This is a genomic window from Acinetobacter sp. WC-141, assembly GCF_000313935.1.
In the GTDB taxonomy this organism is placed as follows: Bacteria; Pseudomonadota; Gammaproteobacteria; order Pseudomonadales; family Moraxellaceae; genus Acinetobacter.
In genome coordinates this window covers 1-733 of the sequence record NZ_AMSS01000058.1, presented here as the reverse complement: position 1 = coordinate 733, position 733 = coordinate 1, and the positions used below count along the sequence as shown (strand labels likewise).

Annotated in this window: 1 protein-coding gene; it reads left to right on the top strand. The window is 40.9% G+C overall.

What is annotated here, in order from left to right:
* The coding region (locus ACINWC141_RS12020; protein ID WP_034678497.1) for a host specificity factor TipJ family phage tail protein at positions 1–733 on the top strand (733 nt) is incomplete at both ends.

The following is a 733-nucleotide window of genomic DNA, read 5'->3' as shown; positions in this document are numbered from 1 at the left end:
GATGATAGCCGCATCAATATCTACTTGCCGGATAAAGGAGCCAAGAACCCAAAAGAGGTGAAATCGGTAGGTGTACGTAACAAGTGGCAAGCACATTTCAATGCGTACCGGCTTTGGAACAAACTTCGCTTTCAGCGTAAATCCATCACCTTTGATGCAGCACCAGAATCAGAATTACTGGTTTTACGTGATCGCATCGCTGTAGCTGATTATCGAAATGGAATTCATCAAAGTGGTGAGGTGACAAAGCAAGAAGGCTTAATTCTTACATTGAGCCATGATGTCGATTTCATAGCAGGTAAAAATTACGTCATTTATCTGCAAATGGGAGATGGCAGTGTTGACCTTATTCCAGTTACTGCTGGTTCAGCCAAGAACAAAGTAGTTTTAGGACGCTTACCAAATAGTGCTCTTAAATTGAGTGCAGATGATTTCGTTAATACGATCTATACGGTTGTTAATGACGATACAAAGGACTCACTACCTTACCTGGTGGCAAAGAAAGATCCTGTTGACCAATTCTCAAATACAATTACTGCAGTCAATTACGATGTGCGGTATTACCTCAACGATAAAGATTTTATTGATGTACCAGTTGATGATTCACCGATCTACATTCGATACGACCAGCTCGATATTAATCTTGCGCGCTTATATCAGATGCAAAGAGGTGATTTACCAACTACAGGTGAGATTAGTTTTGTGGTTGAGGCTGGTGCTTTGGTATCGAGTT